The following is a 26,177-nucleotide window of genomic DNA, read 5'->3' on the forward strand; positions in this document are numbered from 1 at the left end:
GGATAGAGCTCAAAAATCTCACACGTAAAAAATCTACAAATTTTATTTGAGCAACAAGTCAATAGACGAATTTTGAATGCAATCACTTTCTCGACAATATTCTTAAAGTTACATTATTTAAATCAGATCACATTAGACCTATTGACTCGATATAATTCGTGATTAATTTCAAAGTTCATTTCGGGCCATTTATTGATAGCTCACGCTCAAACGTAGATAAACATCACATTTGTTGGCTAGAAGAAATAAAAACAACCCGCCACTCAGGCGGTTTTGATCAGTCCGCAGACCAAACGGATCGTATGTCTGGCCATCCCCAGTTTGTGAGTGCGACATCTTCCAAGACCCCTTGAAAACGTAGCGTCTGAGTATGGTGGAACATCGGTGCAATCCAATATTCGCTAATCAAAGTGGACGCAATCGGCTCTAACGCGCTCAGGTAATCTTCAAGCGGTGAAAATGCGCGGACGTTTTCCATTTGAGCATCCAACCACGCCGCATTTTGCGCCCCTAAGGTGTGGTAAAGCACTGCATTGCTAAAGAAGTTGCTAAACGCAGACGCATGACGGTTATCGTCCAAGTTGATATTGGTGACGACCAGAGTCTCATCTAGCGTGCCGTTTTTGGCTTTCTCGCTCAGTTCTCGGTAGGAGTACATAACGATCTCCACTCGGCTGCCCGCACGCTCTAAACGCGAAGAAATCGCTCGCGCGCACCGGCGTAGCGCCGTGTAATTGTACCCTGCGATGGTGATCAGCTTTGGTAACTTGACCGCATCTCCAAATGGGCGCAACACCGGCTTCCAGTTTGGCAACAAGTTATAAGCAGCGACGCTACCGAAATTGATCTTTTCGCTCTTCATCACTTCGGCTAACTGCTCCGGTCGAATCAAATCACTGATGTATCGGCGCTGAGCCTGAGACAAAGCGTGCTTCGCATGATGGTTAAACAGTGCGAACAAACAACCGTCTTCCGTTCGACTGCGTTTGCTCGCTGGGGACGTTTCACTGTTCGGTGTCGACATGTAGTGACCGCACATGTCATCAACAAGGACTGGCTGTGGTTGCAGAGTATTCGCAGCGAGCGATGGGTTCTCCATCTTTTCATCGTTGACGATCCAGATCGTCACCAAATCCGTTAATACTCGACACGCGTAATAGCCATCAAACGCTTGCAGTTTCAATCGGTTTTCACTGTGCTCAACGACGGAAAATGGACCACTCCCCACCACCAACTTGTTGTTCGCAACGTTCACCTGACTCACGGGCTGAATGCCATATTTCACGCCAGAAATAAGCCCAGCAAAACCCAAGTCAGGTCGGTTAAGTGTAAACACCACTTTGAGAGGGTTTGGCGCAGTCACGTTTGCCACATGCGCGAGTTCTTTCTCGTAGTATTCTAGTGAGCTCAATTTGGCAAACAAACTCACCACCGTGTCGGCATCGATTGGGTTGCCATTATGGAAGGTAAGCCCGGGGCGAAGGTAAAACGTCCATTCGAATTTTTGCTCATCGTATCGCCAATGGTGCGCCAGCTCTGGTTTTACGCGCCCGTAATAATCACTTGATACCAAACAGCAATAAATTTGGCGTAGCAAAAAGCGCTCACTGCTTCGCTGCAATTGATGAGGAACAACACGCTCGAACATGCGTTTGTAGGTCAGCTGAATATTGAGCCGCCCCTCTTTTACCGATGCGCCCGACGTTGTTTTGAGGAGTCGCCCAAATGCAGCTTCATCTTCATCCAGAATCGACAGCGCTTTCTCGTACTTACCAAGCTTGATCCGCTCTAGTGCAAGGCTTTCTTTTAGCGCGCTGAGTTCAACATTTAACAACAATGTTGAACGTTGGTTCCGTCCCGGTTTTGGTCGCCAACTTAACCACGCTATCTCTTGCATCTGCGCCAGCAAACTGCGCGCATGACGAGGCGAAGTAAACAACAAATCGGCGATTTCTTGCAGCGTAGTTTTTGCTTCATTACCAACACCAAAAGAGAGCAAGCGTTGGTAATAACGAAATAAGTTGAGATCAGACACCGCACGTACCTTAACTCTAGGAGGTCATTGAATAGGCGTATTTTACTGAACTTGGCGGCAATAAAATAAGAAAACTTCCAAACACTTTGTTCCCCTTTTACTAGCATTTCGTCCCTATATTGTAGGAAAAACCCTCCTATTTGGTCTTATCAGGAATAAAGCGAAGAAATCTACTCTCTTTTTTACCTCCCCTTTTTTCACCATACTGATTTGGCTCGCAGGAAATATAGAAAATTGCTCACAACCTAACCCCCAAGCAGAACTTAGCTCCTGATACCACACCCCCAATTCGTCGTATCTTTAAGTTCTGCTGTTTTACTTGCTGCCATTTGACCGAATTCTTTGTTAGTCCACCAAATATTTGCGGGACATCATCCCTTCCCATTTTTTGACGTCGATTATCTTCAATTCTCCTTTCAACAGTTGCGCCTTAGAAAAAGCACACGTACACTTAATCGTAATTCGACGATTAACTATAAAGGTCTGCTCATGAGCAACAAATGCAGCGAAACGTGCCAAACTGCTTTTGAAACCACGCAACAACAACTCGATAAAGAACAAGCACTCGCCGCTCAAGCGAAAGCGCTGTCTCATCCAGCTCGCTTACGCATTCTGCATATTCTTCACACTTTAGACACCATGGGTGGCTGCTTAAATAGCGATTTAGTCTCTGAGTTAGGTTTAGCGCAATCGACTGTATCAGAACACTTACGCATTCTAAAACAGGCCGGGTTTATCAGTGCAGAACCCAACCCGCCAAAGGTTTGTTACCGTATTCAACGTGAAAAACTGAACGCGTTTAACGCTCAGTTTTCCGGTTTATTTAGCTAAGACACGTTGCGCGCTTTCCACGCGCGCAAAGATAAACTATAACTTAATACATCGCCTTTCGACGATAAACGAATAGAGACCACTATGACGACTGAAGTTTTAAATAGTGCCAGTGAAAAAATGAGCTTTCTTGACCGCTACTTAACGGTCTGGATTTTTGTCGCAATGGCCATCGGCGTGGGGATAGGCGCGGCCTACCCGCAAGTAGCAGAATGGAACGAAGCAATGTCCGTTGGTAGTACGAACGTACCGCTCGCCATTGGTTTGATTTTGATGATGTACCCACCACTCGCCAAGGTGAACTACGGTCTATTGGGAACAGTAACGAGAGATAAAAAGGCCATCACACTGTCTCTGGTTATGAACTGGATCGTCGGTCCAATCCTGATGTTCGTTCTTGCCTTAACCTTTCTTGGTGATCATCCGGGTTACATGGTTGGCATTATTTTGATTGGCCTTGCACGCTGCATCGCTATGGTTTTAGTGTGGAATGATATTGGCGGCGGCAACAAAGAATATGGCGCGGCCTTAGTGGCATTAAATAGCGCATTTCAAATTCTGACTTACAGCGTTATGGCTTGGCTATTCATCACGGTACTTCCACCATTCTTTGGTTACGAAGGTTTTGTGGTTGATATTTCCATGGGTGACATTGCAGAAAGCGTATTGATTTACCTAGGAATTCCTTTCCTTGCTGGTTTTCTCAGTCGTAAGTGGTTAGTCGCTGCAAAGGGTGAGAAGTGGTACAACGATGTGTTTATTCCTCGAATTTCACCCATTACTTTGATCGCTTTGCTCGCCACCATCGTGCTGATGTTCAGCCTCAAAGGAGAGATGATTTTACAACTGCCAATGGATGTATTCCGCGTGGCAGTCCCACTAGCGATCTACTTCGTATTGATGTTTTTTGCCAGCTTCTTTATCGGGAAGAGAATGGGCATCCCCTACGATAAAAATGCCTCCATCGCATTTACGGCAACGGGTAACAACTTTGAGTTGGCCATTGCGGTTTCCATTGCTGTATTTGGTCTGAATTCCGACCAGGCATTCGCTGGCGTAATTGGCCCGTTGATCGAAGTTCCGGTTCTGATTGCTTTGGTTAACGTCGCACTGCGGATGAAAACCAAATACCAAAGCTAAAATGAGAAACATTGAGACCGAGCCAAATAGCAGTGTTAGGTACTAACTGGCAACGGTTTTGATGTACTCGCTGGGCGTTAAACCAAACTTGCCTTTAAAGCGTTGGCTAAAACGCCCTTCCGATTGATAGCCACACAACTGCGCGAGCAACGCAACGTTGTATGAACCATTTTGCATCAGGTAGAGTGCGTGATTTAAGCGCACTTCTGCCAGCACTTCGCGATACTGAGTACCCTCTTGCTTGAGTTTGCGTATCAACGTTGCTCGGCTCATAGCAAAACGCTCAGCCACCCGTTCCAAAGGATGGTCATCGCCCGGAGAGCGTGACAAATAGCGGCTGAGTTTTTCGCTAAATGAGGTATTCGAGCTGGTAAAAAGTCGATGCAACAATCCCCTTTCCGCTAACTGCTGATACAACCCCAACACCCAATAACGTTGCGTCGCTTCACTCAAGCTCTCTTGCTCAAAAGAAAACAGCGCATTCAGCGTTGCTTGCAATGCTTTATCTGTCTCCACCGCAGGTACATTTTCGCCAAGCGCATTGATCATACTCAGCTCCAGCATGTCATCACTCGGCACACAGTGAAAACTGAACATTCGAGAGAGAAAACGCCCTTGCTGAGGAAGGTTTTCAAAATTCAGCGAAGCGTTTGCTTCACAAAGCATGATATTAGGATGAAGAATATCGAACGCTTCGTCTTTCCAAAACAGACGCTTACTCCCTTTAATGATCTGGATAATACTCGGGGAATGAATCCTGACGTTACGCAGCTTTTGCTGCTGCTCCGCACGAAACAACGTGACTTGATATTGGTGGCTCATCTTCTCCCCTTTCTTATTCAATTATCGTGTGTAAGTGGCGGTTAACTTCGCTTTGTCCAATGCGACACTATTCAACGTGAATCCCACAACCGCCGCTGGCGTGTTCTTATCCAAGTTCAACTTGTCACTTGGCAAGGCCCAAACGGTAAACTGGTAGCGGTGCATACCATCTTTTTCTGGAGGACATGCGCCGCCAAAACCAGTAGTACCGTAATCGATACGAGACTCCTTACCGCCGAGCTTGCTGATATCAACGCCACGAGGCAACTCGTTAACTGAGGCTGGAATATCAAACGCTATCCAATGCCAAAAACCACTGCCTGTTGGTGCATCAGGATCGTACGCGGTAATCGCAAAACTTTTCGTACCCTTTGGAACGTCTTTCCACATCAGTTGTGGAGACTGGTTCGCACCATCACATCCCCAACCTGAATATTCAAATGTCTTCGCCATTGGATGACCTTCTTGAATATCTTTGCTCTTTAGTTCAAAAGCATGGGCAGAGCCGATAACCAAAACGCTAAGGGCCAAAACAGACTTGTGAATCGCTTTCATGTGTTTATTCCTTTCAATGAGTTCAATTCAAGTTTATTCATCAACACAGGCCAAGGTACATCAATAAGTATCACAAAATATAAAATCATCGTCTATTTTGACACTTTAAGATTCAGGCATAAATTTCTTATTCTCTGAGTTGCATCTGGTTTATGCTAACTAATTGATCAGAGAACAAGGAAGACAAAATGGAACTGGATATCTACGTCGTTGACGCATTTACAGACACGCAATTTAAAGGCAACTCAGCCGCAGTCGTACCCTTGCAAGAGTGGTTAGAACCAGAGCTAATGCAAAACATTGCAGCGGAAAACAACCTCTCTGAAACCGCGTTTGTTAAAACGATTGGGACGAATCAATATGAAATACGCTGGTTTTCACCACTTACAGAAATCGACTTTTGTGGACACGCAACGCTCGCCGCTTCCATGGTGTTGTTCGATCAACTCGGCGTTACAGGAAGTATTGAGTTTCACACATTAAAAGTGGGCACCTTAACCGTAATTAAGAACGCACTTGGCAAGATTGAAATGACATTTCCGACAAGAGCGCCACAACCCGTCAACGCCATTCCTACGCAATTAATTGAGGGATTAAACTGCGAAGTAACACACGTACTGCTTAGCCCGCAAGCTTACTTCGTCATCGTGGAAGATGAGCAAACCGTTTTTGATGTTCAATATCGATCCGACCAACTGAAACAACTCGCCCCTTACGATGTCGTCGTCACATCAAAAGGCAGTCAATACGACTTTGTATCTCGCTACTTTTGGCCAGCGAACGGCGGAGATGAAGACCCTGTCACAGGATCAATCCACGCAGGCTTAGCACCATATTGGGCGCAAGAGCTCGGCAAAGCATCTTTAGTGGCGTATCAAGCATCAGCGCGTGGTGGCGTTCTGTACTGCGAAGTCAAAGAGGATTGCGTCAAAGTATCTGGTGATGGTGTGTTGTATATGAAAGGCAAAATTTACGTCTAACTGTACGTTGAAAATTGGCGTTAACTGTTTTTATCCTGAAAGCCTAGCCGCCCGCTAGGCTTTTCTATTTCCTGTTGTTTCAGCGTTAATCGTTACAAAGGTTGTTCGACAATACACACTGGAGAGCCTATCTCACAGTCATAACCCGTTGCAGTAATTTCCCCTGTTTGAGGATTGCGACGAAAGCTCACCACATTGTTGGAATGTTGATTGGCAACCAACAACCACTTTTGATCACGAGACAACACAAAATCTCGTGGAAAAGCCCCTTCACAGTGAATGGCTGCTCGCCTTTTCGGCGTATCGCCAGACACATCAAACACACTGATTTTGTTCTGAGCTCGGCAAGAGACATACAAAAACGTTTCATCTTGCGAAAGACGAATCGCCGCCGCCGCTTGCTGATTATCTTCCCCTTCTAATAATTCTATTTGATTCGAGATAAGCCATTTATCTTGGTGCTTCACCAGTACAATCAAGGTTTCTGACAGTTCGCAAACCACATACGCTGTCGACTCTTGTTGGTTAAACACCAGATGGCGCGGTCCCGAACCTGCGGGTAAATGAATCACTTGCGACAGTGAAAAATCCGGCGACTGGGAATCGTAATCATAAATAAGGACGCTATCGCTGCCTAAGTCTACGACAACCAATTGATCACTGTGCTTTAAAAACGTGACTTGATGAGCATGAGGAGAAGTTTGGCGCTCTAAATTCGGCCCGCATCCATCAACGTATAAATCCGCCAATAAACCAAGCGGTTTACCATCGCGATCCAATTGAAATACGCTAACATTTCCAGAGCCATAATTAGCAACCGCCAACAACGGTTCTTTGATATCCAAATGACACGGATAATCGCCATTAATCGGCAAAGAGACGGATTCACTACCGCGAAAAAACGCGAGCTCTGCACCTTCATTTCTATCCATTTCGCTAAACGTATACAGCCCGTGTTCGGTGGTCGTGAGATAGGACGGATTACGTTGAACTACAACATCGTCAAGCCGAGTCAGTTCACCCGTTTCAGTGTTCAGCGATAGACGCGCAATGCCCGAGCTCGTACTCGGTGGGTTGGTGTAAGTGCCAATATAAAAATGCACGTGACCAGTTGTTGTCATGGATGGCCTTATATGAGTGATTCGTATTATTCAACACCTTGCCTATTGTCATGGCAGACCGCAATCCATTTTACAAATCAGCCACTTAAAATGTGAAGCAATTGCTCATTTAAAACCGCAACGACATCGCCGTTTGCAGTTAAAGTGGTTTGGCGTTTTAAACAGTATGTCAACCTTGAGTATGAAAGCCTCGACTTACGGTTATTTTCAAGTGTTATATTAAAGACGAAGAATGTATTTTATGTTCAAGATCTAAGTTTCATTAGCAAACGCTATAATAAAAAACAAAAATCGGGGTAAAATAAATAATAATCATGTAACAGTTAATTTCCCTATAAACACCAAATTGAAACACATTATTAATTTCCATTTATTTATAAATTATAATTAATTTTATAAATAACAAGGATTTATTTTAATTATGAACATTTAGATTGCGACTTAATTTTATTCACGATAAATTTATTTGAGACATTAATCACACTATATTTCAAATCTCAGTAATAGACTCCGAGCCTTTCAAACCCCCATTATCAGTGAGTCTATGAAACTTTCTAATTTAAGTATCAAGTATAAAATCAGTGCGCTGATTTTGATCATTTCGTTATCTGTTATCGCTCTCTCCGTTTTCTTTACATCTGAAATCAAGATGATAGAAGGAAAACTTACCGTATTTTCTGAAACCACCGTACCTAGCGTATTGCTCGTGAAAAATACCGAAATTGAACTCGGAATTTTAAGAAAGGATGAATTCTCTTTATTAACCAATGTGAATCACCCTCAATTCATGGAATGGGTAGCCGGATTAGAAAAATCTGAACAGAAAATTGATAAATATCTAGACCAATATGAGAAAGGACTATGGGATCAACGCGACCGAGACGCTTTCAATAAAGTAAAAAGTGCCTGGGTTAAATACAGTGCGTTTAACAATGAATACGCGAAGTTGCTATTGAATAATAAAATCGACGAAGCAAATGAAACATTGTTAAACGGATTTTCTACATTCACACAATTATCCGATGCGATTCGTGATTTAGTGGAACTAAACCAAACCTACGTACAAGAAGATATTGCTAGCGCTCATGAAGCAGTGCGCAGCGCAATCACCTACAGCATTATTGCTATCGTCGCGCTATTGGCATTGAGTTTTACGCTAGGCCTATTCCTAACCAAACAGATCTGCACACCACTAAATTACGTGGTAAACATGGCGTCGAAAATCGCGTCGGGCGACCTAACTTACCAGCTTCCACGTAACAAAATTGGCCATGATGAGCTTGGCACCTTGGCAGATGCCTGCGTTGATATGCAAGCGAAGTTGCTTACTTTGGTCGACAGTATCTCGTCAACCACAGCTCAAGTAGGCACCGCTATTGAAGAAGTGAGCGCGATTTCCGAACAGACTTCAACAGGCATGGATGAACAACAAGTTCAGCTAAACCTTATCGCAACAGCAATGAACGAAATGCAAGCGACAGTAAATGAAGTCGCCAGCAACACCGAAGCCGCGTCAGAAACTGCAAACAGTGCTTCTCACGATGCGAAAGAAGGCCGCAGCGTCGTTCAAGAATGTATTAACCAAATCCACGAAGCGTCATTGGCGATTCAATCAGTTGGCAACATGGTGACAGAACTGGAACAAGATGCGTCTAACATTAGTGTTGTGGTTGACGTTATCCAAGACATCGCGGAACAAACCAACTTGCTTGCGCTTAACGCTGCCATTGAAGCTGCGCGCGCTGGTGAACAAGGCCGTGGTTTTGCCGTCGTAGCGGATGAAGTGAGAACGCTAGCAAGCCGCACTCAAGCTTCAACCGAAGAGATCATCACGATCATCTCTAAACTGCAAAATTGTTCGAAGAGTGCCGTTTCAGCAACAAATAACAGCAGCGATTTGATTCAAGAGTGCGTTGAGCAAGCACAAAAAGCCGGTGCAACCATCGACCAAATCGAAAAAGGCGCAGATAACATTGCTGAAATGAGCATTCAAATTGCGAGTGCTTGCAGCGAGCAAAGCTCGGTAACAGAAGAGCTGCATCGTAACGTGGAACACATCAACCAGTTCTCTAGTGAAGTGGCGACAGGTTCACGCCAAACAGCAATTGCATGTCGCGATTTAAGTGAGCTGGCGGTAGGTCTACAAGAGATCGTCGGTCAGTTCAAAACTGCATAGTCACTCACGTCATTCTTATCTATTCAAGCCCAGCGCTCATCGCTGGGCTTTTTTAATGTCATTTGCCGATAAAAACCGGAGCTTGGTCAAGGTTCTTTAAATTGAGGCCTTCATAGCCCACTTCCAACGCTAAGCCTCTCTATTTAAAAAGAATCGCTTGTAGATAAAATGCTAAGCTCTAAAAAGAAATCGTTATGGATGGCGGTTAGCGACGGGTTAACGAGCTCAATCAACACGCTCCCGTTCGCAAGTTATCTATTCATGCATTACTTCTTCAAAGGAAGCACCGCACTATGAAGCGAATCATTTTTGGCACATTGATTATTGCCCTTTTAAGCGCCTGTTCAAAAGATAACACGCACCAAGCGCTTGGCACCTTAGAGCGTGACCGTGTAACGTTTACCGCCACATCTAATGAGATAATTAGAGCCCTTCCTGTCAAAGAAGGCAGCTTGGTCAGTGAAGGGGAAGTGTTGGTTCAGCTCGATACTAAGAATCAACAAGCAGTTCTTGCACACGCCGTTGCCGAGCAAGCCAAAGCGGGAGCGTATTTGCTTAAATTGACCAATGGTGAACGCCCAGAAGACATTGCTGCCGCATCGGCTCGCGTAGCCCGAGCGGAAGCGCAGCTCACCGAAGCGCAGAAAAACTATCAACGCAAAGCCGAACTGGTGCGTAAAAAACTCATCAGCCAATCCGAAAAAGATTCCGCTCTTGCGGCAAGGGACTCGGCGAGAGCCGAATTAGACTCAGCAAAAGAAGAGTTCAGTAAGCTCACCGCAGGTTCTCGCCTCGAAGACATCGAACAAGCTAAAGCCGCTTTAATGGCGGCAAAAGCCGAAGTAGCGTTGCAAGAGCAAAAACTGGCAGAACTCACCATCACGGCTACGCGTGACGGTACGCTCGATAATTTGCCTTACAATCTTGGCGAACGCGTACCAGTGAACGGTGTGGTTGCCGTGATTCAAGCCAACCGCGTGCCGTATGCGCGAGTGTATGTTCCTGCCGATTATCGAATCGGGTTTATTCCTGGGAAAACCGTGACGGTAAATGTCGATGGCCTTGAGAATCCATTACAAGGCACCGTTCGTTGGGTGGCTAGTGAGCCTTCATTCACGCCCTACTTCGCACTAACCGAAGAAGAACGTTCACGGTTGATGTATCTAGCAGAAGTTGATTTACCTGAGTCTGCAAAAACGTTGCCGTCAGGTGTGCCTGCCCAAGTAGATTTGGTGGAGTAAGCCAATGACCGAGTATGCAATTCAAGCTCAAAATGTGGTCAAAAAGTTCGGCGACTTTACTGCTATCAATAACATCACACTCAACGTGCCCAAAGGCAGCATTTACGGATTTTTGGGGCCAAATGGTTGCGGTAAGTCGACCACCATCCGTGTGCTCACCGGCCTTCTCAGCCCAAGCGAAGGCAGTGTGGATGTGCTTGGATTAGAAATCCCAAAGCAATCCGAACAACTGCGGCTCAAAATTGGTTACATGACACAAAAATTCTCGTTGTACGATGACCTATCCGTTCAAGAGAACCTCGAATTTATTGGGCAAATTTTTGGTTTAAGCAGCAAGTCACTGAAAGAGCGGATAGAAGAGCAACTCACCACTTACGGGTTGGATCAATTGCGCAAACAGCGCGTAAGCGGCATGAGTGGCGGTCAAAAGCAGCGCCTTTCACTGGCCGCGGCGACCATGCACAAACCCGAACTGCTATTTTTGGATGAGCCAACATCCGCTGTTGACCCCGAAAATCGACGCGATTTTTGGGAGCAGTTGTTCGACTTGTGCGATCAAGGTACGACGATTTTGGTCACCACGCATTACATGGACGAAGCGGAACGCTGCCACCGTCTGGCGATCATGGAATCGGGCGAAATTCGTGCCGATGGCGAACCCGAACAGTTAATGGAACAGATGGGCGTTAATATCATTGAGGTGAAAGCCGACAAACTTCGTGAACTCAAAGAAAAGCTGATTCAACGTGACGAAGTTCGCTCTGCGGCGCAGTTGGGGATTCGTTTACGCATCCTTATCCACCAGCATGTCGAGCAGCCGATTGAATGGTTAAAGCAGACGTTTCCTGAACTTCAAAACGCTGAAATGAACCACGCTCGCCCAAGCTTAGAAGATGTTTTTGTCAGCGTGACAGGAAAAGGCCGCCAATGATGAAATCTATCGCTCGCATGAAAGCCGTCATGATCAAAGAGATTCGCCAACTTTCCCGTGACCGAATCACGTTTGGCATGGTGGTGATGATCCCGCTTATCCAGCTTTTGCTGTTCGGCTTCGCAATCAATACGGACATTCGCAACATTCCGGTAGGTGTTGTCGACCAAAGTGGCAGCACCGCCGGGCGGATCATTACCCAGTCCGTCAAAGTCACTCAAGTGGTGGATATCAAAGAAACCTATGCCACCGCGCAAGAGGCTGAACAAGCGATTCAAGATGGTATTGTGCGCGCCGTGCTGATTTTACCAAGCGATCTCACACAACGCATGATGCAAGGTCGAGAGCTTGGCCAATGGATTGTGGATGGGTCAGATACCATGATCAGCTCGGCAATATTGTCGTTGCAAACCATGCCATTGACCGATTTTGATTTCGAAATTCGCCCAGCGCCAAGCAAAACATTCGAAGTCGCACTCTACTACAACCCAAGTCGGCGTTCTGCGGTCAACATCGTACCCGGCTTACTCGGTGTGATTCTCACCATGACGATGATTTTGTTCACCAGTGCCGCGATTGTACGAGAACGTGAACGGGGAAATTTGGAGCTATTGATCACCACGCCCATCCACTCGATAGAGCTAATGGTGGCGAAAATCGTGCCGTATATCTTTGTCGGCTTAATTCAGGTTTTCATCATTCTAGGGTTGGGACATTGGATTTTCGGCGTACCGATTAACGGTGCAATCAGCCAAATTCTGTTTGGAACCTTGTTGTTTATCGCCGCCAGCTTAACTTTAGGATTGGTCATCTCCACCATCGCCACAACACAGCTTCAAGCCATGCAAATGACGGTGTTCATTCTTCTGCCTTCGATTCTACTGTCTGGATTTATGTTCCCTTACGAGGGCATGCCAGTCGCAGCACAGTGGATTTCAGAAGCCCTCCCCGCCACTCACTTTATGCGTATGATTCGAGGCATTGTGTTGCGAGGGGCGGATCTGATGGACTTATGGCGAGATACCCTTTGGTTGCTCGGGTTTACCGTATTTGGATTGGTCGTCGCGTCACTAAGGTTTAAGAAATCGCTCGATTAAAGTTGCTCATTTTTCTCTTCCGTAGAAACAAAAATAGCCTCGACAAAGAGGCTATTTTTGTTTGGAAATTTGAATGTCTTGCAGACAATGCTCAATGGCACGATTCGGTTTAGTAATATTCACCAAAAGAACAATCGCGTAAGTCAGAAATGCTGTAGTTCTTCAACGAGTTAATTTTGAAGTTAAAAACCACTTCTTTACATACCATCCCGTCTCGGTCGGAATAGGTGATGAACCCTTCACTGTAAGCACGTTTGCCATCAGAGGACTTAACATGCGCAGCAAGCTCTAAATGCCCTTTGTGAGCTTCTACGCGGTTCATCATTTCAAACACATCCATCCACTCTTCGCGATTTGCCATTTGTATCAACATGGATTTGGCCTGTGTTTCCAACTGCTGCGGATACACGTAATAACGGTTGTAACCAAAGTATGCGCACATCAGTAATAGAACGAGTGCAAATGAGGTTGTTCTTGTCATGCAAGCTGCCTCTTGTTGTTATAAAAACTCTGCTTCGTTAATTCAGTATAGGAAGCGAGCAAAGTTTAGGTTATAGAACTTGCTCAAATAACAGAGGATCGTCAGAGACAGTCAATTCTATGACAAGCTCAGCACAGGTTTTACTTATGAAACATGACAAATTCTAAGAGCTTGAACTATGGAATATGCACACCGATCTGGGTTGTCACCATGCGGTGATCTGAGCCTTGTGGTAAAGCAGACGATTCACGAGCGCAGATGATTCGCTGTCCTTGCTCAGATTTTAGCCACAAATGATCAATGCTTATCATCATCGGCTCTGGCACGTTGATGCCTTTGATGTTAGTTGGCCAGCTCGTCACTGGCGCGGTTTGAAAACTCGGGAACAGCGTAGAAAAACGAGGGCTAACCGAGGAGAGATTGAAATCCCCCACAACCAACACCTCTGGCTCGGGATAAAGCGCGGTCAGCGTTTCTATGGTTCGCACCAACGCATTTCTTTGATGCCAAAGCTCGCTGGTTCTTGGTGATGGTGGATGAGCTGCAAACAAAGTGATCGGTGCTTGACCTTTAGGCAGCCAAACCGCTCTGATGACTTCTTGTCCATTTGGCGCACGATAAACCGAAACCTCCGTGATGGGGTGTCGGCTAAGAATCATCAAATTTGAAGGGTACCCCACGTCACGTTGTCCACCATAATAATGCGGATAGACATCATCCAACATGTGCAAGAGGCTGCCAACACGCGGCGTCAGCTCTTGCATCACCACCAAATCAGCAGGATGCCTCAATAGATAGTTGATGAACTGATTGATGTCTGAGTTTTCGTAAAAAAGATTGAATTGAATGACGCTCAAAGACTGCGAGCAAGACGCCACATGGCTGCGCTGCGGCGGAACAAGTAACAAGACAAACAAAATAGCGACAAAGGCAGAAAATGCACTTTGCAACCATCGGCGAGCGATAAAAAACGCCGAGGCTAAAACAACGTAAGTGAACACAATGAGGGCGGGAATCGAGGTAAGATTCTCCGCCCACCAAATATGTTCAATTTGCCTGACCACCAGCCAAATAAGAGCGGGTAGGAGCAATATGATCCACTTAAAAACGCTCGACACACGCACTGCTCGTTTCGCTATTACATATCATAAGCTTAAATGCAATTTCTCAACTCGCCAGTGCGTGAAGCGTTGATGTTAGACGTGGTGTACCGCCTCCTCGACAGGCTCTGGTTGAGCGGCCGTTTCACTGATTTCAATCTTAACCGCTGCGACTTTGAATTCAGGAATTTTCGCATGCGGGTCCGTTGCCGTAGTTGTCAAGCGGTTGACTGGCGACTCAACGAAATGGAACGGGATAAACACAACGCCTTTTTGCATTCGCTTAGTCACAAACGCATCAATTTCGATGCTGCCACGACGAGTCGACACTTTTAGGCGCTGACCATTATGGATACCAATTACTTCGGCATCTTCAACACTGATCATCGCTCTTGGCCCAGCAAGGTTATCCAACCCTTTCGTTTTGCGTGTCATCGTACCGGTATGGAACTGTTCTAGCACACGCCCTGTTGTAAGCACCAAAGGATACTCTTCATCAGGCAACTCGGCTGCATAACGGAACGGCACGCCCACCATTTGCCCTTTCCCTCGGGTAAATTGGGTTTGGTGCATAATACGAGTACCGTTTGGATTGTTCTTGTTACTTGGCCATTGAACACCGTTCGGCGTGATCGCGTCCCAACGCAACCCTGCATATTGCGGCGTTACACGCGCGATCTCGCTAGTGATTTCAGAAACACACTGGTAATGCCAATCGCTGCCCATCGCGTTTGCGATCGCTTGAATGATCCTCCAATCTTCTTTCGCCTCACCCGGCGCTTTCACTGCCGCATTAACGCGCTGCACGCGTCGCTCAGTATTGGTGAAGTGACCGGATTTTTCCGCAAATGAACAAGAAGGCAATACCACATCGGCGTACTGCGCCGTCTCGGTGAGGAAGATGTCTTGCACGACCAAGAAGTCGAGTGCTTCTAACCCTTCAATCACGTGTGCTTGGTTTGGATCGCTCAGTACTGGGTTTTCGCCCATGATGTACATCCCGCGAACTTCTCGTTTGCACGCCGCATCGATGATTTCCGTTAGGGTAAGCCCTTGCTCAGAAGGTAAGTTCGGCGCATCCCACTCAATCGCGAATTTCTGACGAACAATCGGGTTATACACTTTTTGGTATCCCGGATAACAGTTCGGCAATGCGCCCATATCACACGCACCTTGTACGTTTGATTGACCGCGCAGTGGGTTAATACCACCACCCTCAATACCGATGTTGCCACACAACAATTGCAGGTTTGCAATCGAACGAACGTTGTCGTGCCCTGTTGTATGCTGGGTAATACCCATTGAGTAATACACCGCCGTGCGTTTTGCCGTACCAATCATTCGTGCCATCGCGAAAATATCGTCCGCTTTTACGCCCGTCACTAACTCAACTTTGTCGAGGTTGTACGCTGGCGACATCACCTCTTGAAGCAAGGTATCAAAGCCGTCGACGCGCTCTTCGATGTATTCTTGATCGTACCAACCATTTTTGATGATTTGCTGCATCACGCCGTTGAGCAACATAACATCCGTGCCCGGACGATGCGCTAAGTACAGCTCTGCATGTTCAGCCATGTCCACTCGTTTCGGGTCTGCCACAATCAAGCGCGCCCCGTGATGACGAATCGCCTGTTTGATGTGCGAAGCGATGATCGGGTGCGCAGATGTGGTGTCAGAACCGATAATAAAGATCACATCGGAATGCTTAATGCTTGGAATGTCGTTGGTCATCGCACCACTCCCCAACGATGCTTCAAGCCCTGTCACACTTGATGCGTGACACAAACGTGCGCAGTGATCAACGTTGTTCGTACCCAGTTCACGACGGATGAATTTTTGAAACGCGTAGTTATCTTCGTTAGTGGTTTTCGCTGAAGAGAATCCGGCCAGTGCGTTGCTACCAAAATCTTGCTTGATGGTCGAAAGCTTCGAAGCCACTAGCTGAATCGCTTCGTCCCAAGTTGCTGGCTGCAACCAACCATCTTTACGAATCAGTGGTGTCGTTAAACGCTCTTCGCTGCTAATGAAATCAAAACCAAAACGGCCTTTCACGCACAGCATACCTTGGTTAACTGGCGAATCCGCACCTTTTACATAGCGGATTTTGTTTTGTCGCTCATCGACAAACATGGTCAACTTACAACCCACACCGCAGTAGGTACAAATGGTATCGACGGCTTTTAGCTGTTCGGTTCTGCCTTGAGAGCGGTCACGGCTGTCCACCATCGCGCCCGTTGGACATGCCTGAACACACGCCCCACATTGCACGCATTTTGAATCGCCCATGAGCGTCAAACCGCTGCAACTTGCGCCTTTTTCATCGGAGCGGAATCGTGGACGATCATCTGGTCGTAAAGCTGGTCGGCCATTTTTATCCGACACAAAACTCAACACACCATGTACCGCTTGCTCACGGCATGCTTGAATACACTGACCACAACTGATGCAGCGGTTAGCATCAAATTCAATGAACTCAGAACTGCGGTCTACTTCGTATTTATGACGAAGATCTTTCGCTCGCAAATCGAGCCAATCTTGATGACCAATCACGCTAGCAGAGGAAACGTCCACGGAAACATCGAAATGTTGCTCGGCATGATATTCCGTTGAGTAATCTCGCAAGGCACAGTCGGTATTCGCTTGACAACCACACTCTAAGCAGCGCGCCGCTTCTTTCATGGCCTCTTCGTTATCAAAGCCCAGTTCCACTTCAGCAAAACTCTGCTCACGCTGCGCTGGGGTCAACTCCGGCATGATTGAACGAGCAACTTTTTGGATATTTTCAAAATGAAGTGGGTCAACCTGCGCCAGTTTTTTCTCTTTACGAGAGTTGAACGCAGGTTTCGGCATATCCGCCATATCGCCATTGAGGAACAGATCAATCGCTTTTGCCGCAACTCGCCCATCTCCCACTGCTTCAACCGCTGTCGCAGGACCACGACGAAAATCACCGATACTGAAGATATTGCCCGTACCCGTGTGCATGGTTTGCGAGTCGGAATCAGATGTGTTCCAACGTGTTAGTGGAATAGACAAATCATCGTTTTCTAAGAAGCTGAGATCCGGCTTTTGCGATACCGCTGCAATCACGGTATCAAATGCTTCAGTAAAGAACTCACCCGTTGGTTTCGGGCTACGACGACCAGACGCATCTGGCTCACCTAACGCCATTCGTTCTAATCGAATTGCCTTCACGCGGCCGTTTTCATCCGCGATGTTTTCCGCCGGATTCGTTAAGAAATGGAACTTCACGCCCTCATGTTCAGCTTCGACGATTTCGTAGTCCTCGGCCGGCATTTCGTCGCGAGTTCGACGATAGATCAAAGTGGTATCGGCCCCCGCACGACGCGCCGTACGCGCACAGTCGATCGCAGTGTTACCACCACCAATCACGGCAACTTTTTTGCCCGTAACGTAGTTTTGTTCTGTAACGTAATCTTTCAGGTAATCAACACCGAGATAACAACCGTCCAAGTCGCTACCAGGATAATTCATTTCTACCGCTTGAGACGCCCCCACTGCCAAACAGACAGCATCGTAGTCTTCACTCAATTGAGACAGGGTGAAATCAACACCAAGCTTTTTGTTGGTTTCAACTTGCATGCCGTTGCGGCACATCAGTTCGATTTCTTTGTCTAGAATGTCTTTGGGTAGGCGATATTCAGGAATGCCGTAGCGTAGCCAACCGCCTGCTTTTGGCATGGACTCAAATACGGTGACGTCATAACCTTCATTCGACAAGTAATAACCTGCCGTTAAGCCACCGGGGCCACTACCAACAACGGCGATCTTGCGATGCTTCGCTGGTTTTTTCTCTAGGACATACGCTTCATGCGCCGCTAGATCTGCATCTGCGGCATGGCGTTTGAGTTGGCGAATGGCAATCGGCTCATCCACCAAAGAACGGCGACACTCACTTTCGCAGAATGCCGGACACACGCGCCCAATAGACAACGGCATTGGCAGTGTGCGTTTAATAACTTCAATCGCTTTTTGATGATCGTTTTGCGAGATATGGTAGAGGTAAGATTGGATGTCTACCCCAGCAGGACACGCCGTTTTGCATGGAGCTTCACAGTCGGCGTAGTGGTCCGTCATGATTCGATTGAGCGCTTTTCTGCGGTGCTCGCTCAGTTGTTCTGATTGTGTGACGACATTGAGACCGCGGTACACTTTGAGGTCACAGGCGCGCTTAGTTCCGCCACTTTCCACTTCGACAACACACAAATCACACGGAATTTTCTCGTTACTTTTGTTCATTCCGCACAGTGAAGGGATTTCGACCCCACACACTTTGGCTGCTTCCAGAAGGGTTAGCCCCTCTTCTACAATTCTATATTTTCCATCGATGACAATTTCTATCATACAACCCCCGAAGCAGGCACGTTAAACCTTACATTCTATAAGGATAACCCCTACCATGGAAAGTTCGTGTGACAAAAAACTCAATAAAGAGATATTTATTGGCGATTAATATGTCTAACCTCTCCCAAGATGCACCAAATATCTCACGCTTACTTGGGGGTGAATGCTTGACTTTCCCCCTAGGGTAACCTTTATTATTAAGCGGTTACTCGTTATTTACACTCATTTTGACTGGACTCCGTATGCGCCTTAAATCACTGCATACAATTTGGCTAACGTTATGTACAACGCTGATACTGCTGGTATCTAGCGTGGTTAACAGCGCGCCTTTAATGAGTATCAAAATGATGTCGAGTGGCGCTATGATGCCTGAACACATGACAGAAATGGCAAGCGCGAACGATCACTGTGGCTCCCCGAGCATGAGCATGGAGATGGCCTCATCGTTGAGCTCCGACTCTACAGAAATGACCATGAGCTGTGTTGATGGCTCCGGCATGATCCACAATTGCTGCACAGCATCTTGTTCATTCGTTTTCGTCCCGTTACCAGCCCCTGCCAGCCAGCTATCCCCACTGGCTTATCGCGCATCCATTGCCTCAGAAATCACCGCTCCAGTGGTACAAGTCACCCATGATTTGTATCGGCCTCCGATAGTTTAATCCATACAAAGCATTCGACCCTGCATCCCTTTGCAGGCAGTTTCTTTGCGCCCAACTGATAGCGTGCTCACCTCAGCTATTCGCTCGTAACTCCATTTGTTACCTACTATTTAGCGATAAAAAAGTACGTCATCCGTTTGGCAAATACCAACGCTCTCCCGCTCGGTTCAATCGTTCCCGAAACGCAAAAGAGCTTGGTATCAATTTGGATGTAAATTATGGAATTCAACCCAAATCGCTTAGTGGCACCAGTATGCTCACTGGCTCTGGTTGCCCTACCGGCTTTCAATGTGGTGGCGCAATCGCCGACCAATACGAAAGCACAACAAGAAGCGCAAGCTCAATCAATCCAAGCCCAATCAACCAATGAGCTAGCAAACCTCATTAGCATTGCCTTGAGCAACGATGGCAACCGCAAGCAGTTCTATGCTCAATCGGAAGCGATGCGTGAAACAGGCGTAGCCAGCGCAACCTTGATGGACCCGAAACTGAAAGTCGGTTTTGGTGGTTTGCCTGTCGATAGCTTCAAATTTGACGAAGATCCGATGACCAATATCTCCGTCGGTTTGATGCAACAGTTCGAACGTGGCTCGACGCTCGACCTTCAACAAAAGAAAGCCAATCAACAAGCCGATGGTTTGTCTCTGCAAGTTCACGCACGGGAGCTTGAAGTGGCAAACAGCATGACTCAGCTTTGGTTGGAGCTAGGCTATCAGCAGAAGGCAGAGCAAATTTTGCTAGAAAACCGTCGGCTCATGACGGAAATGGAAAACTTCATTCAAACCAATTACTCAATCGGCAAAAGCGAAGCGCAAGATTTACTGAATGCACAGCTTCAAGTGAGTAAGTTGGATGAAAAGCTGCAAGCCAACGCACAAATGCAGCGCCGTTTGGTCTCGCAACTCTCAGAATGGTTGGGCTCTGACTGGCTCAATACCTATACCCAAAACGGACGCTCAGCACTTCAAGCCAGCAACACACTGACTTGGGCGTCATTAAACCAAAAGTTGTCTGCAAATAGCGAAACGACCAAGCACTACCAACAGTTGAGTGATCACCCGATGGTGAAAATGGCAGACGTAAGTATTTCTGCCAATGAAACTCAAGTGGACATTGCAGAGCAAGCTTACACGCCTCAATTCGGTGTAGAAGTGATGTACGCCTATCGTCAAGCCAACAATATGAAAGGCGAACCTGCATCGGATTTGGTGAGCGCGTATCTAACAATGGACATTCCCCTGTTCACTGGCAATCGCCAAGACCGCAACTTAGCCGCCGCTCAGTATCAAGTGGGTGCTGCTCGCTCACAAAAAGATACGTTACTGACTCAGATGAACGCGAAGGTCAACACATTGCTGGTTGATCGCGCCAACTTGAGTCAGCGTTTAGAGCGTTATCAATCCACCTTACTTCCCCAAGTTCAAGCTCGTATTCACGCGGTAGAAAGGGGTTATCAAAACAATACCGCACAGTTTAACGACGTGATCATGGCAAGCACAGACGAGCTGGCGCTAAAGCTCGAACAGCAACGTCTTATTACCGATTTAAACATCGTAAACAGCAACTTAGCAGCTTTATTGGGTGGTTTCGAATATCAAGTATCCACACCCAACATCACGCCTGAAGCAAGCGCGAACTAAAACAAAAACATGAAAGAACCCAAGTTTGGGGACGATGGCGAATGCACACCAATAAACAATCAACATCGCTGTCATGCCTCATGGGGAAAATAAGGAATTAGGAATGAATTCAAATTCAATCAAGATAGCAACCATCGCTCTGCTTGTTGGCGGGGCACTAGGGTTTGGCGTTAATCAGTACCTATCTGGTGCAAACCACGACATGAGCGGCACAGGCGGTAGCGCTGCAAGCAGCTCAAACGAGCCACTCTATTGGGTTGCACCAATGGATCCAAATTATAAGCGCGACAAACCGGGCAAATCGCCAATGGGTATGGACTTGATCCCAGTGTACGCCGAAGACCTCGCAGGTGAACAAGACAAACCCGGCACGGTAAAAATTGACCCATCGGTTGAAAACAACTTAGGTGTAAAAACCGCTCAAGTCTCTTTAGAGCAACTTTCACCTCGGATTGAAACTGTCGGCTATATCGCGTTTGACGAAAGCCATTTGTGGCAAACCAACGTTCGCGTGGCGGGCTGGGTTGAAAAGCTTTACATCAATGCCGTGGGTGAAAAGGTCAACAAAGGCGATGTGCTGTTCACGCTGTATTCTCCTGAGCTAGTCAAAGCACAAGAAGAGCTGCTGAACGCCTACCGAACTGGGCGTAGTGGCCTAGTGAAAGGCGCGACAGAACGTTTGGTGACACTGGGTGTTGATCGCTCTCAAATCAGAGCCATCACTCAACGTGGGAAAGCATCACAAACTATTGAAATTAAAGCTCCGGAAGATGGCGTCATCGCGAGTTTGAACGTTCGTGAAGGTGGTTACCTATCCCCTGCTCAAGCGGTGATCAGCGCGGGCCCACTTGAAAACGTATGGGTGGATGCCGAAGTGTTTGAGCGCCAAGCTCACTGGATGAAAGCAGGCAGCGACGCCACTATGACGTTGGATGCGATTCCGGGTAAAGAGTGGCAAGGCAGCGTCGATTATGTGTATCCAATTTTGGATCCTAAAACGCGCACGCTTCGTGTTCGTCTTAAATTCTCTAATCCCAATGGCGAGCTGAAACCGAACATGTTCGCCAATATTGCCTTACAACCTGTCAGCGACAACGCGGTGTTAACCATTCCAAAGTCTTCCGTTATCCGCTCGGGGGGTATGACTCGCGTCGTGCTGTCTGAGGGAGACGGCAAATACCGCTCAACGCGCATCGAAGTCGGGCGTGAAGCTGACGACAAAATCGAGGTACTACAAGGCCTGACTCAAGACGATCGCATCGTAACCTCAGCTCACTTTATGTTGGATTCAGAATCGAGCCAAACGGCTGATCTATCGCGCATTTCATCACCGACCGAAGCCACTGCACAAACGGCTTGGACGAAGGGCGAGATCACTGATGTGATGAAAGACCATCGCATGTTGACCATCAACCACCAGCCCGTAACAGAGTGGGATTGGCCGGGGATGGTTATGAACTTTACCCTCGCTGACGGCGTCGATATGGGCTCGCTGCAAAAGGGCCAAGCTATTGAGTTCGAAATTCAAAAAGCCGCATCGGGTCAATACGAAATCGTCGATTACAAAGCCGATGACACCGTTCTCGCGACTGACGTTTGGGTAACGGGAGACATCAGCATGCTAATGGCGGATTTTGGCATGATCACGCTCAATCACCTTCCGGTTTCAGAATGGAACTGGGATGCCGGTGAAATGAACTTCTCTGTGGGTGATGAAGTGGATTTATCCGGTTTCAAGGAAGGTCAGAAAGTCCGATTTCTAGTTGAAAAACAAGGTTCTGACTACGTTTTGAGACAAATTGAAGCGATCGAGGGCTAACTATGATTGGAGCAATTATCCGCTGGTCACTCAATAACCGCTTTATGGTTTTGATCGCGACCTTAATGCTTGTTTTAGCAGGACTTTACAGTGTAAAGAATACGCCTGTTGACGCAATTCCGGATCTTTCTGATGTTCAGGTGATCATCAAAACCAGCTACCCGGGTCAAGCACCTCAAGTGGTGGAAGATCAAGTGACTTATCCGCTAACCACCGCGATGCTCGCCGTACCGGGTGCAGAAACCGTTCGTGGGTATTCGTTCTTCGGGGATTCGTACGTTTACATCATTTTCAACGACAATACCGACATGTACTGGGCACGTTCACGTGTTTTGGAATACCTAAGCCAAGTTGCACCTAAATTACCACCAAGTGCAAAACCAACCTTAGGCCCAGATGCTACGGGTGTGGGCTGGGTCTACAGCTATGTATTGCAAGACAAAACGGGTCAACATGACCTTGCCGAGCTGCGCAGTTTGCAAGATTGGTTCTTAAAATACGAACTGCAAACCGTCGATGGCGTTTCTGAAGTCGCAACCGTAGGCGGTATGGTTAAGCAGTATCAAGTCCAGATTGATCCGGCGAAGCTGCGTGCTTACAACTTAACGCTGCAACAAGTAAACATGGCGATTCAAAACGGCAACCAAGAAACGGGGGCATCCGTAGTTGAAGTTGCTGAAGCTGAGCACATGGTTCGCACCACCGGTTACTTGACCAGCATCGAAGACATTAAATCGCTGCCGCTTAAAGTGACCGACAAAGGTACACCGCTCTTATTGGGTGACATTGCTGACATCAACTTAGGTCCACAAATGCGTCGCGGTATCTCTGAGCTTAACGGCGAAGGTGAAACGGTGGGTGGCGTGATCGTGATGCGCTATGGCGAAAACGCAAGTGAAGTGATCAGCAAAGTTAAAGACAAGTTAGAAGATTTACAGCGTAGCTTGCCGGATGGCGTTGAAATCGTCACCACCTACGACCGTTCTACGCTGATCAATGCAGCTGTCGATAACCTTTGGAAGAAATTAGCGGAAGAGTTCATCGTCGTAGCCATCGTCTGTGCGCTGTTCTTGTTCCATATTCGCTCTTCATTGGTTATCGCCCTGAGCTTGCCTGTAGGCATCCTTGCAGCGTTTATCGTGATGCATTCTCAAGGCATTAATGCCAACATCATGTCGCTCGGGGGGATTGCCATCGCCATCGGTGCAATGGTGGATGGTGCCATCGTAATGATAGAAAACGTCCACAAGCACATTGAGCGAACGCCACTCACGGATAAGAACCGCTGGCAAGTGATTGGTAAAGCCGCTGAAGAAGTGGGTGCGCCCCTATTCTTCTCGCTGCTTATCATCACGTTAAGCTTTGTTCCAGTGTTTGCACTGGAAGGTCAAGAAGGCAAGATGTTCTCTCCTCTCGCCTTTACCAAGACGTATGCCATGGCATCAGCGGCAGCACTTGCGATCACGCTCGTGCCAGTTCTAATGGGCTACTTTATTCGCGGTAAAATACTGCCAGAACATAAGAACCCTGTTAACCGTGGTCTGGTTGCGCTGTATCGTCCATTGCTTAATCTGAGCTTGAAATATCCGAAAGCGATGATCGTACTGGCGCTCGGCCTATTGGCATCGGCGTACTACCCAACTAGCCAACTAGGCAGCGAATTCATCCCACCATTGGATGAAGGCGATTTGATGTACATGCCGACCACCTACCCGGGCATTTCCATCGGTAAAGCACGTGAGTTGGTTCAGCAAACCAACAAGCTGATCAAAACCGTACCGGAAGTTAAAACGGTTTGGGGCAAGATTGGCCGTGCAGAAACCGCCACCGACCCTGCACCACTCACCATGATTGAAACGGTAATTCAGCTCAAACCTCATGACCAATGGCGTGAAGGCGTGACCACAGAGTCATTGCGCAAAGAGTTCGACAATCTCGTGCAGTTCCCGGGGCTAACCAACGCATGGGTAATGCCGATAAAAACGCGTATCGACATGCTTGCGACGGGCATTAAGACGCCAATCGGGATCAAAATCGCAGGCCCAGACCTGAAAGAGATCGAAAAGATTGGTGCACAGTTAGAACCTATCTTGAACAACGTTCGCGGCACTTCATCGGTTTATGCCGAGCGTGTAGCCGGTGGCCGTTACGTAACAATCGACATTAAACGCCGCGCTGCCGCGAGATATGGATTGAGCATCAAAGACGTTCAGCAAGTCATCTCAACCGCTGTCGGTGGTATGAATGTTGGAGAAACCATTGAAGGCTTGGAACGCTACCCGATTAACGTTCGCTACCCGCAAGACTACCGTGACTCTGTGGTTAAGCTGCAAAACTTACCGCTAGTGACACCAAATGGAGCGCGTATTGCACTCGCTGATGTCGCTGACATTCGTTACGAAGACGGTCCGCCGATGATCAAAACTGAAAACGCACGTCCTAACGGCTGGGTGTTTGTGGACATTGATGGCCGCGACCTTGGTTCTTACGTGGTGGAAGCGCAGCAAGCAGTGGCTGACCAACTGGTGCTCCCTGCTGGATATTCGCTCGCTTGGTCTGGTCAATACGAATACATGGAACGCGCGAAAGACCGCTTGAGTGTGGTCGTGCCGATAACCTTGGTGATCATCATGATGTTGCTTTACTTCAGCTTCCGCCGTGTGGGTGAAGTGCTGATCATTATGCTGACTCTGCCTTTAGCGATGGTTGGTGGCTTGTGGTTGATGCACTACCTCAACTACAACTTCTCCATCGCTGTGGGGGTCGGATTTATCGCTCTCGCCGGCGTTGCGGTGGAGATAGGCGTCATCATGCTGGTGTATCTCAACCAAGCGTGGCACCACAAAAAACTTCACTCAGAAGAAAACCAACAAGCTCTGCAAATTGGTGATTTAACCGATGCCATTCGAGAAGGTGCGGGGCTGCGTGTACGTCCGGTCATGATGACGGTTCTCACGGTCATCATTGGCCTTATCCCTATCATGTATGGCTCAGGTACTGGCTCTCAAGTCATGCAGCGTATTGCTGCACCAATGATTGGCGGCATGGCCTCTGCCCTACTACTGACTCTGCTGGTGTTACCAGCAATCTTCAAACTGTGGAAGCAGCGAGAAGTCAACAAAACTCAAAACCCAGAGAAATAAACAACAAGCGCCATTGTACAAACTGCAATGGCGCACTA

Annotated in this window: 18 protein-coding genes; 11 read left to right on the forward strand and 7 right to left on the reverse strand. The window is 47.4% G+C overall.

What is annotated here, in order from left to right:
- Positions 1-277: 277 nt before the first annotated feature.
- Positions 278-2,035: an SgrR family transcriptional regulator gene (locus OU793_RS17505; protein ID WP_025507446.1), complete on the reverse strand. Its 1,758-nt coding sequence runs from the start codon at positions 2,033-2,035 to the stop codon at positions 278-280.
- A 489-nt stretch (positions 2,036-2,524) separates the two neighbouring features.
- Between OU793_RS17505 and OU793_RS17510 the strand changes: the two genes are divergently transcribed.
- On the forward strand, positions 2,525-2,866 hold the full coding sequence (locus tag OU793_RS17510; RefSeq protein ID WP_140103741.1) for a helix-turn-helix transcriptional regulator: 342 nt from the start codon (positions 2,525-2,527) through the stop codon (positions 2,864-2,866).
- A gap of 84 nt (positions 2,867-2,950) precedes the next feature.
- Positions 2,951-4,006, forward strand: a complete 1,056-nt coding sequence (arsB, locus tag OU793_RS17515; protein WP_140103742.1) for an ACR3 family arsenite efflux transporter — start codon at positions 2,951-2,953, stop codon at positions 4,004-4,006.
- 42 nt (positions 4,007-4,048) lie between these two features.
- Here the strand turns inward: arsB and OU793_RS17520 are convergent, their stop codons facing one another.
- Together OU793_RS17520 and OU793_RS17525 are read right to left on the reverse strand one after the other, a co-directional pair.
- Entirely contained in the window at positions 4,049-4,828 is a 780-nt protein-coding gene (locus OU793_RS17520) for a helix-turn-helix transcriptional regulator (RefSeq protein WP_025791401.1), read from the reverse strand.
- Between the two features lie 21 nt (positions 4,829-4,849).
- Positions 4,850-5,383 carry a YbhB/YbcL family Raf kinase inhibitor-like protein gene (locus OU793_RS17525; protein ID WP_025791403.1) on the reverse strand — a complete coding sequence of 178 codons (534 nt, stop codon included), beginning with the start codon at positions 5,381-5,383 and terminating at the stop codon, positions 4,850-4,852.
- A gap of 188 nt (positions 5,384-5,571) precedes the next feature.
- Here OU793_RS17525 and OU793_RS17530 point away from each other — a divergent pair, with 188 nt between their 5' ends.
- Entirely contained in the window at positions 5,572-6,363 is a 792-nt protein-coding gene (locus OU793_RS17530) for a PhzF family phenazine biosynthesis protein (protein ID WP_020842334.1), read from the forward strand.
- 92 nt (positions 6,364-6,455) lie between these two features.
- Here OU793_RS17530 and OU793_RS17535 read toward each other — a convergent pair whose 3' ends face one another.
- On the reverse strand, positions 6,456-7,484 hold the full coding sequence (locus tag OU793_RS17535; protein WP_159404306.1) for a lactonase family protein: 1,029 nt from the start codon (positions 7,482-7,484) through the stop codon (positions 6,456-6,458).
- A gap of 544 nt (positions 7,485-8,028) precedes the next feature.
- Between OU793_RS17535 and OU793_RS17540 the strand changes: the two genes are divergently transcribed.
- From OU793_RS17540 to OU793_RS17555, 4 genes are all read left to right on the forward strand, one after another.
- Positions 8,029-9,660 carry a methyl-accepting chemotaxis protein gene (locus OU793_RS17540; protein WP_021821443.1) on the forward strand — a complete coding sequence of 544 codons (1,632 nt, stop codon included), beginning with the start codon at positions 8,029-8,031 and terminating at the stop codon, positions 9,658-9,660.
- Between the two features lie 293 nt (positions 9,661-9,953).
- Positions 9,954-10,901 (forward strand): HlyD family secretion protein, encoded by a 948-nt coding sequence (locus tag OU793_RS17545; RefSeq protein ID WP_017447876.1) that lies wholly within the window; start codon positions 9,954-9,956, stop codon positions 10,899-10,901.
- A gap of 4 nt (positions 10,902-10,905) precedes the next feature.
- Positions 10,906-11,832 (forward strand): ABC transporter ATP-binding protein, encoded by a 927-nt coding sequence (locus OU793_RS17550; protein WP_005487744.1) that lies wholly within the window; start codon positions 10,906-10,908, stop codon positions 11,830-11,832.
- Positions 11,832-12,929 carry an ABC transporter permease gene (locus OU793_RS17555; protein ID WP_061529360.1) on the forward strand — a complete coding sequence of 366 codons (1,098 nt, stop codon included), beginning with the start codon at positions 11,832-11,834 and terminating at the stop codon, positions 12,927-12,929. Before OU793_RS17550 ends, OU793_RS17555 begins: the two co-directional genes overlap by 1 nt.
- Before the next feature lie 109 nt (positions 12,930-13,038).
- Here OU793_RS17555 and OU793_RS17560 read toward each other — a convergent pair whose 3' ends face one another.
- The 3 genes from OU793_RS17560 to fdhF all read right to left on the reverse strand — a co-directional run bounded on the left by OU793_RS17560 (position 13,039) and on the right by fdhF (position 18,875).
- Positions 13,039-13,410 (reverse strand): hypothetical protein, encoded by a 372-nt coding sequence (locus tag OU793_RS17560; protein WP_005482732.1) that lies wholly within the window; start codon positions 13,408-13,410, stop codon positions 13,039-13,041.
- A 176-nt stretch (positions 13,411-13,586) separates the two neighbouring features.
- Complete coding sequence (locus OU793_RS17565) at positions 13,587-14,528, reverse strand: endonuclease/exonuclease/phosphatase family protein (protein ID WP_193237398.1); 942 nt, start codon at positions 14,526-14,528, stop codon at positions 13,587-13,589.
- Positions 14,529-14,606: 78 nt separating this feature from the next.
- Positions 14,607-18,875, reverse strand: a complete 4,269-nt coding sequence (gene fdhF, locus OU793_RS17570) for a formate dehydrogenase subunit alpha (RefSeq protein ID WP_159404304.1) — start codon at positions 18,873-18,875, stop codon at positions 14,607-14,609.
- A 242-nt stretch (positions 18,876-19,117) separates the two neighbouring features.
- Here fdhF and OU793_RS17575 point away from each other — a divergent pair, with 242 nt between their 5' ends.
- The 4 genes from OU793_RS17575 to OU793_RS17590 all read left to right on the forward strand — a co-directional run bounded on the left by OU793_RS17575 (position 19,118) and on the right by OU793_RS17590 (position 26,139).
- The gene (locus OU793_RS17575; protein ID WP_140103697.1) at positions 19,118-19,537 is read left to right on the forward strand and encodes a hypothetical protein; all 420 of its coding nucleotides are present in this window, start codon (positions 19,118-19,120) and stop codon (positions 19,535-19,537) included.
- A 218-nt stretch (positions 19,538-19,755) separates the two neighbouring features.
- Entirely contained in the window at positions 19,756-21,177 is a 1,422-nt protein-coding gene (locus OU793_RS17580) for a TolC family protein (RefSeq protein ID WP_180793907.1), read from the forward strand.
- A gap of 103 nt (positions 21,178-21,280) precedes the next feature.
- Positions 21,281-22,996, forward strand: coding sequence for an efflux RND transporter periplasmic adaptor subunit (locus OU793_RS17585; protein WP_140103696.1), 1,716 nt, complete (start codon positions 21,281-21,283; stop codon positions 22,994-22,996).
- Positions 22,997-22,998: 2 nt separating this feature from the next.
- On the forward strand, positions 22,999-26,139 hold the full coding sequence (locus OU793_RS17590; RefSeq protein ID WP_140103695.1) for an efflux RND transporter permease subunit: 3,141 nt from the start codon (positions 22,999-23,001) through the stop codon (positions 26,137-26,139).
- Positions 26,140-26,177 lie beyond the last annotated feature (38 nt).

Source organism: Vibrio sp. VP6 (genome assembly GCF_028823755.1).
GTDB classification, from domain to species: Bacteria; Pseudomonadota; Gammaproteobacteria; order Enterobacterales; family Vibrionaceae; genus Vibrio; species Vibrio parahaemolyticus.

Excerpts from the sequence above, each read along its gene's own strand:
- OU793_RS17550 (WP_005487744.1), top strand. The coding sequence starts at position 10,906 with ATGACCGAGTATGCAATTCAAGCTCAAAATGTGGTCAAAAAGTTCGGC.
- OU793_RS17545 (WP_017447876.1), top strand. The coding sequence starts at position 9,954 with ATGAAGCGAATCATTTTTGGCACATTGATTATTGCCCTTTTAAGCGCC.
- OU793_RS17575 (WP_140103697.1), top strand. The coding sequence starts at position 19,118 with ATGCGCCTTAAATCACTGCATACAATTTGGCTAACGTTATGTACAACG.
- arsB (WP_140103742.1), top strand. The coding sequence starts at position 2,951 with ATGACGACTGAAGTTTTAAATAGTGCCAGTGAAAAAATGAGCTTTCTT.
- OU793_RS17590 (WP_140103695.1), top strand. The coding sequence starts at position 22,999 with ATGATTGGAGCAATTATCCGCTGGTCACTCAATAACCGCTTTATGGTT.
- OU793_RS17520 (WP_025791401.1), bottom strand. The coding sequence starts at position 4,828 with ATGAGCCACCAATATCAAGTCACGTTGTTTCGTGCGGAGCAGCAGCAA.
- OU793_RS17580 (WP_180793907.1), top strand. The coding sequence starts at position 19,756 with ATGGAATTCAACCCAAATCGCTTAGTGGCACCAGTATGCTCACTGGCT.
- OU793_RS17555 (WP_061529360.1), top strand. The coding sequence starts at position 11,832 with ATGAAATCTATCGCTCGCATGAAAGCCGTCATGATCAAAGAGATTCGC.
- OU793_RS17510 (WP_140103741.1), top strand. The coding sequence starts at position 2,525 with ATGAGCAACAAATGCAGCGAAACGTGCCAAACTGCTTTTGAAACCACG.
- OU793_RS17560 (WP_005482732.1), bottom strand. The coding sequence starts at position 13,410 with ATGACAAGAACAACCTCATTTGCACTCGTTCTATTACTGATGTGCGCA.
- OU793_RS17585 (WP_140103696.1), top strand. The coding sequence starts at position 21,281 with ATGAATTCAAATTCAATCAAGATAGCAACCATCGCTCTGCTTGTTGGC.
- OU793_RS17535 (WP_159404306.1), bottom strand. The coding sequence starts at position 7,484 with ATGACAACAACTGGTCACGTGCATTTTTATATTGGCACTTACACCAAC.
- OU793_RS17540 (WP_021821443.1), top strand. The coding sequence starts at position 8,029 with ATGAAACTTTCTAATTTAAGTATCAAGTATAAAATCAGTGCGCTGATT.
- fdhF (WP_159404304.1), bottom strand. The coding sequence starts at position 18,875 with ATGATAGAAATTGTCATCGATGGAAAATATAGAATTGTAGAAGAGGGG.
- OU793_RS17525 (WP_025791403.1), bottom strand. The coding sequence starts at position 5,383 with ATGAAAGCGATTCACAAGTCTGTTTTGGCCCTTAGCGTTTTGGTTATC.
- OU793_RS17530 (WP_020842334.1), top strand. The coding sequence starts at position 5,572 with ATGGAACTGGATATCTACGTCGTTGACGCATTTACAGACACGCAATTT.